We start from the raw sequence: 6,057 nt of genomic DNA, 5'->3' as shown, positions 1-6,057 counted from the left end.
AACTCGCAAAGATGCCCGAAGTGTATTCGCTCATAGAGGGTTATCTCGAAGAGGGCCAGAAGACACTCGCTTCGTATGAAAAAGTCAAGAGGTTTGCCCTCCTCACGGAGCCTTTCAGCGTCGAGAACGGAATGCTCACCAATACCCTTAAAACCAAGCGCAAAGTGGTGGCTGCACATTATGCCCAACTCATAGAGTCGATGTACGAGTAAGATCCATCTTTCTCAGCGATATAACGCAAGAAGTCCGACAAGGTGTATACAACTACCTTGTCGGACTTCTTGTTTTTGGTTGTCTTTTGAGGTCTAAGGTCGATGCGAAACGCGATGGGTAGTGTCCCGATTGCGACCTTAGTCTTTCTTCGTTTGCGGAAAACGACAGAGGGAACACTGCTTGTTGCTTTGTCCCCTCTGTCGGTGTATGCTTACATGAAACTTACAGCTCCTTAATATTCCTCTTCGTTGAAGAAAAAGTCTTCTTTGCTTGGATAGTCAGGCCAGATATCTTCGATAGAGTCATATATTTCGCCTTCATCCTCAATTTCTTGCAGGTTTTCGATGACTTCTAACGGTGCGCCCGAGCGTTGAGCGTAGTCGATCAGCTCATCCTTACTTGCCGGCCATGGAGCGTCGTCTAACTTTGAAGCGAGTTCTAATGTCCAGTACATAATGTGTTTAATTGGTTATGGGGTTAATAATATGTTCTGCTTTTCACACTAACAGTGTGCAAAAGTAAGATTTTTTTCCTCACTGACAAGTTTGATCCCATGTTATTTCTTCACCGTTCTCCATCCTTGCGAGATTTCGGGCGAGGATGAAGAAATAGTCGGACAAGCGATTGACAAACTTGAGTACCCCTTCTTCGACCTCTGCTCCCTCATCCACAACACGATAGATACATCGTTCGGCACGGCGGGCAACGACCCTGCAGATGTGTGCCGCACTTGTCGCTTTGCCTCCGGAGGGGAGGATAAAGAGTTCGAGAGGAGGTACGGCAGCGTCGAGTCTGTCTATCTCTCCCTCTATACGTTTGATGGTGTCTTTGGTGATACCGCTGGGTATCTCAAAGTCCATGGGCTCGGAGTTGTCGGTAGCGAGGTAAGCCCCGACGGTAAAGAGTTTGTGTTGGACAAACTTCAGGGTCGTCTGGTTGATATCATCAGCCGGGAGATAAGCCATGAGCAGTCCGATAAATGAGTTGAGTTCGTCCACTGTGCCGTAGCTCTCCAGGCGGTTGCAGGACTTGGGGACACGTTGCCCTCCTACGAGAGAAGTTTTCCCCTTGTCGCCTGTCTTGGTGTATAGTTTGCTTTTCTTTGCCATAAGTAGTTGAGTATATTATGTGTCAATAACCTGCCCTATAGAACGACAGGTGCTTGTTCCGATTGATGAAGATACCACAATCGTAGGCATCGAGGATGATACCTCTCTTGGCCGTCGAAACGAATGATCTCCAAGCTGTGTAGCTTGCCTTGCCCTGTCGTATCCCGAGGATGAGCACCACTGCTTCGTTTTCGGGTGGACAGTGCTCCACAAATATCAGAGCCTCATCGACTTGGTCACAGATAAGCATCGGTCGGTGAGTGTCCTCCAAGTGCAAATCTCTCCCCGATATCCTATGCTCTATCCTGCTGTCCGCTGTCTGTCCGTAATATTGAGCATCCGAGAGGGCTTTGGTAAGGGAGTAGTAAACCACAGAGGGCGCCATCCTTGCTATGAGTCTGAACCATAGTCTCCCCACTTCGAGGTCAAGAGCCTCTTCCCTTTTCTCCGGAGAGAGAGCCGAGTACCGAGCCTGCATGCTCCTATCTGCGTAGTAAGGATATGGCGAAGCCATCACCTCCCGTATCAGTCTGAAGGCAAATGTCGAGTGTACACCGTGACCGGCGCCATAATGACAACGCCTCAGCCGGCGGTTGGCATAAAGAGATTTTGGTCCGAAGGGCTTCATCTCTGAGTATCTTTATTTTTTTTCTTCCTCTTCCGTCTTTTCCTCTTTGCTCTTGAAGATCGGATTTTCTTCTATAGGGGCGTAGTTGTGCAGGGGCATAAATCGGGCACTCTTCTTTACCAACTTCCCATTGATAAACGTCAATACATGCCAGTCGTAGCCTATGTGCCTTGTGTGCGAAACGGTCCCGATCCGATAGATGAGTCGCTCCTCGTAGTCACCATTGGGCAAGATCTCAAACTCCCTGCCATAGTAAAACTTACGCAGATACCCACCTGACAGCACCTCATCTCGTGTCATCCCCGGATGCAACTGTCTCTCATGAAGGGGCGATCGAGACGAAAAACAGCCCGACAAGGCGAGAAGACAAACCAATCCCCCTATGTACTGTTTGATGAGCCTTTTCATGCAATCTTACTTCGATTCTTTGACAGGGATCGGAAATGCAGGGAATGTTGGAGGAAGCGGTACAAACTCCTGACGCTTTTCCACGAGGGTCCCGTTCTTGAACCAAAGGGTCACCCACTCATATCCCACTGTTTTTCCACTCTCTGACACGGGCATCCGGAAGATGAGGCGTTCGATCTTGTTGCCCATATCATCCATCTCAAACTCTGTGGCATGGACCCCCTCACGTATGGTGCCATTCGCCATTACCTGTGCCCGAGTCATCCCCGGCCGGAGGTCATTGAGAGCTCTATCCAAAAAAAGTCCGCATCCCGAAACGAACACGGCTAAGGTGATCGTCATAAAGAGACTCACTAAGATTTTTTTCATATCGAATGATTTTTGGTTGAAGTCATACATTATTGCTTACCGACAAAGGAGTCCGACCCATCGGTTGTCCTCCAATACTCTCTCCACCTTGCGTCCATGCTTGTCGAGAGCTTCCTGTATCATGGGGACATCATCTATGTAGAACCCGCTGAGGAGGAGTGTCCCCTCAGGCTTGAGGTGTCGGAGATAGGTTTCAAGGTCATTGAGTATGATGTTTCGATTGATATTGGCGACAAAGAGGTCTACCACCGGGCAACCCTCGAGCGCACTCGCATCACCATGACGGACATCGAGTGTGATCTTATTCAGTTCGGCATTATCTGTCGCATTGCGTACCGACCACTCGTCAAAGTCTATCGCAATACACGATGCCGCGCCCAACTTCATCGCGTATATACCGAGTATCCCGCTGCCGCAGCCCATGTCTATGACCGACAGACCACGCGGCCCCACAGCCTTGATGAGTCGAAGCATCGAAGCTGTCGTGGCGTGATTCCCGGTGCCGAAAGCCATCTTCGGATCTATGATGATCTCCATGGGCGTCTCCACCGGATCCGTATGAAATGTCGCACGTATCGTCACATCATCGATGCGGAGGGGACGGAAGTAATTGCGTTCCCACTCTTCGTTCCAGTTTTTGTCCTCCATCTCTCTGACAGTGAAGGACGGACGATCATCTTCGTCGTAAGCCGACTCGAGCATCGCTCGCATCTTCGCCTCATCAAAGGCTGAGACAGGTATGTATGCAAGGAGGGCGTCGGGTTCGGACTCGAAGCTGTCGAATCCCTCTTCTCCGAGGTAGTACGACAAGACATCGTGCCGTATCTCATGCTCCGATCCCTCAGCTTCGTGGGGAAATGTAAAAGAACACTCTAAGTACTTCATATATCATACAGCCCTACCATTGGGCTTATCGCAAATGTACAAGAATTTTTCATAGAGAGGGTTCTAATGCCACTCTTGGTAGTTGAAAATTATGAGAGACTAAAAAGAAAAGGGTCACTGCCATCGGCAGCAACCCTTTTTGTGATGAGGGATATCTGCTGGTGTATCAGAATCTGTAACCGACACTGCCAAAGAAGCTGATATTCTTGCTACTACCCTTTCCCTCCTTTTCGATGTTCAATAGGCCATACTGTGTACCTACACCGACCATGAAGCGGCTTATCTCAATACCGGCACCGATCTGTACCCCCATGTCAAAAGGATTGTAGACCGCTTTGTTGTCCTTGCCACCCTCTTTGAAGAGATTACCCTTTGGTTTACGATCGATTTCAATGAATCCTTCGATCTTTCCTGATATTTTTTGATTTGTCGAGATACCGTATGCAAGATAAGGTCCGGCATTGACAAATGCGTTGATGCTTTCTGACATCTTGAATCTTCCGTTAAGAAGAATTGGCAGGTCGATGTAGCGGAGTGTTTGGTCATAAGCCCCCTTTGCTCCTCCGACACTTGCTTCCTTCCTGAACCCCTTTTCCGAATAGTTGAGACCCGACTGTATCGAAAACTCTGTGAGGTCTGAAGTCATGAAAGCATAGTCCATCATGACACCCGCACGGAATCCGCTCTTGAGTTTAGAGTCAGAGTCTCCGCTTATATTCGCTCCTTGGTAACCACCTTGGATGATGAATGTGGGACGATTTTGAGCAACTGCAGTCATGCAGAATAGCCCGAGGACGAGAGTTAAAATCTTTTTCATGTCTTTATTGTTTTAAATTGGGTTTTTCCCTATGTGCACAAGGCACACAGTTCTGTTTAAAATTGTGGAACAAAAAACTGTTCAGGGCAAATGTAAGTATAAATGTCAGGAGAAGCATAAATTAACCCACAACATGTGTTAAAATCGACTCTGGGAGCTATCTCTCTTCCCATAATCTGTCTTTTCGACCCAATACTGTGAGCCGATCGGTGTCGACCAAGATCGGTATGCAGACTTTCAGGTGTGCGGAGATACCCTTATGACATGATATAAAAAGAGATGTACATCTCTCGAAATTCACGTGCCTACCTTGATGAATGAAGTTGTCTAACTTGACGCGTCAAGTTAGACAACCTTTTTTGACCTCTCTAAAAGCCCCTTTTGGGGCGATGGGCAAGCTCATGCTTTTTCCGATCATGTCGGTACGATTGAGCTTCGCTGATCCAGTGCGACTATCGACTGTGCTGCTATCGCAATCTCAGTTGGTAAGATTGTATTCAAGAATAGACCTCAATAACAAATATCGTGTGGTGACTATCACATTACATCGGTAAGATTGGGCTACCATCATCAAGCGTATGAGATCTTATGCAGTCCTAACTATTGCATCATACTATATATTTGCCGGATGACACCGCACTATCGCATCATATCGGTAAAATTGTCCTCTGCTGATCATATATTATGGTGTCGGCTCAGTGATTTTGGGCATAAAAAATCTCTTGCATTGTGCGAGATTCAAAAAATATCTCTATCTTTGCAAGCAAATAAGGATAAGTTAATCCTTAGCTCTTTTACATGTGATGCGGCTGTGGCGTAATTGGTAGCCGCGCCAGACTTAGGATCTGGTGGAGTGATCCGTGGGGGTTCGAGTCCCTTCAGCCGCACAAATAAAGGTCTCAAAACATCAGTTTTGAGACCTTTATTCTTTTGATATCTTGTCTTTACTTTCGCACTTGGGTATCTGTCAATAATTGCCTGATTATTTGCGGGTAATGGGGAGGATATATTGACCATTGATCAAGTATGACGTGATGATATTGTCCGCTATACCATAATGGGAGATTATGTTCACCATCGGTTTTTAGCCGACTACTTGGGTTGATGTTGTACTCGCTCGTCTACACGAGTGCGGAAAGACGAGGGTCTTGTCTCTTGAGTTGATTGATGTTGCGCTCGCTCCCCACAATATTATGTCGAGCATCAGTCTTTGTACTTTCCATTTTCTAACGCAACACTATGGTTATAACAACGACATCCGGCGGGCTAGCCCGCCGGATGTCAAAAAATCGTTCATGGCTTTGATGTTGAAATGGAAAGAACAAAGTACAAACGACTGACACCGGACAATAGAAAGACCATTGCTAATTGCATTGGACTCGGCAAATCTGTCACTGAAATTGCCCAGATTCTTTGTGTGCACAAAAGTGCGATTTCTCGGGAGATACGTCGTTTAGGAACGCTTCAGGATTACCGTCCCTTAAAGGCCCATAAACATGCTCTCGAAGCAGGCAGCTTCCGAAAGAGGAAGATATAATTCACCCCCGAAATACGTAAGAAAGTCAATTTCTATATCGCCGTGGAGCAATGGTCTCCCGAACAAATCTCCGGGTATTGCACTCAAAATA

The 6,057-nt window shown here is 47.1% G+C and carries 8 protein-coding genes, 1 tRNA gene and 1 pseudogene; 3 read left to right on the top strand and 7 right to left on the bottom strand.

What is annotated here, in order from left to right; all coding sequences use genetic code 11:
* Nucleotides 1-212, top strand: a pseudogene (locus tag Q4A14_RS08570) (long-chain fatty acid--CoA ligase); the annotation flags it as partial.
* 233 nt (nucleotides 213-445) lie between these two features.
* On the opposite strand, the gene Q4A14_RS08565 reads toward Q4A14_RS08570, so the two are convergent.
* From Q4A14_RS08565 to Q4A14_RS08535, 7 genes are all read right to left on the bottom strand, one after another.
* A complete protein-coding gene (locus Q4A14_RS08565) occupies nucleotides 446-667 on the bottom strand; it encodes a DUF2795 domain-containing protein (RefSeq protein ID WP_025837444.1) in 222 nt (73 codons plus the stop codon).
* 79 nt (nucleotides 668-746) lie between these two features.
* Nucleotides 747-1,322, bottom strand: coding sequence for a cob(I)yrinic acid a,c-diamide adenosyltransferase (locus tag Q4A14_RS08560; RefSeq protein WP_303171436.1), 576 nt, complete (start codon nucleotides 1,320-1,322; stop codon nucleotides 747-749).
* Nucleotides 1,323-1,344: 22 nt separating this feature from the next.
* Nucleotides 1,345-1,950, bottom strand: a complete 606-nt coding sequence (locus tag Q4A14_RS08555) for a hypothetical protein (protein WP_303171434.1) — start codon at nucleotides 1,948-1,950, stop codon at nucleotides 1,345-1,347.
* A 12-nt stretch (nucleotides 1,951-1,962) separates the two neighbouring features.
* Nucleotides 1,963-2,358, bottom strand: coding sequence for a hypothetical protein (locus Q4A14_RS08550; RefSeq protein ID WP_303171433.1), 396 nt, complete (start codon nucleotides 2,356-2,358; stop codon nucleotides 1,963-1,965).
* Between the two features lie 6 nt (nucleotides 2,359-2,364).
* On the bottom strand, nucleotides 2,365-2,727 hold the full coding sequence (locus Q4A14_RS08545) for a hypothetical protein (protein ID WP_303171432.1): 363 nt from the start codon (nucleotides 2,725-2,727) through the stop codon (nucleotides 2,365-2,367).
* Nucleotides 2,728-2,763: 36 nt separating this feature from the next.
* Complete coding sequence (gene prmA / locus Q4A14_RS08540) at nucleotides 2,764-3,612, bottom strand: 50S ribosomal protein L11 methyltransferase (protein ID WP_303171431.1); 849 nt, start codon at nucleotides 3,610-3,612, stop codon at nucleotides 2,764-2,766.
* 166 nt (nucleotides 3,613-3,778) lie between these two features.
* Nucleotides 3,779-4,429 (bottom strand): porin family protein, encoded by a 651-nt coding sequence (locus tag Q4A14_RS08535; protein WP_303171430.1) that lies wholly within the window; start codon nucleotides 4,427-4,429, stop codon nucleotides 3,779-3,781.
* 805 nt (nucleotides 4,430-5,234) lie between these two features.
* On the opposite strand from Q4A14_RS08535, the gene Q4A14_RS08530 reads away from it, so the two are divergent.
* Nucleotides 5,235-5,316, top strand: a tRNA-Leu gene (locus Q4A14_RS08530).
* A 425-nt stretch (nucleotides 5,317-5,741) separates the two neighbouring features.
* Nucleotides 5,742-5,966 carry a helix-turn-helix domain-containing protein gene (locus Q4A14_RS08960; RefSeq protein ID WP_368492364.1) on the top strand — a complete coding sequence of 75 codons (225 nt, stop codon included), beginning with the start codon at nucleotides 5,742-5,744 and terminating at the stop codon, nucleotides 5,964-5,966.
* The last annotated feature ends 91 nt before the right edge of the window (nucleotides 5,967-6,057 follow it).

It is taken from the genome of Porphyromonas sp. (genome assembly GCF_030529325.1).
Taxonomy (GTDB): domain Bacteria; phylum Bacteroidota; class Bacteroidia; order Bacteroidales; family Porphyromonadaceae; genus Porphyromonas_A.
This window is presented reverse-complemented; position numbering and strand designations above follow the sequence as displayed.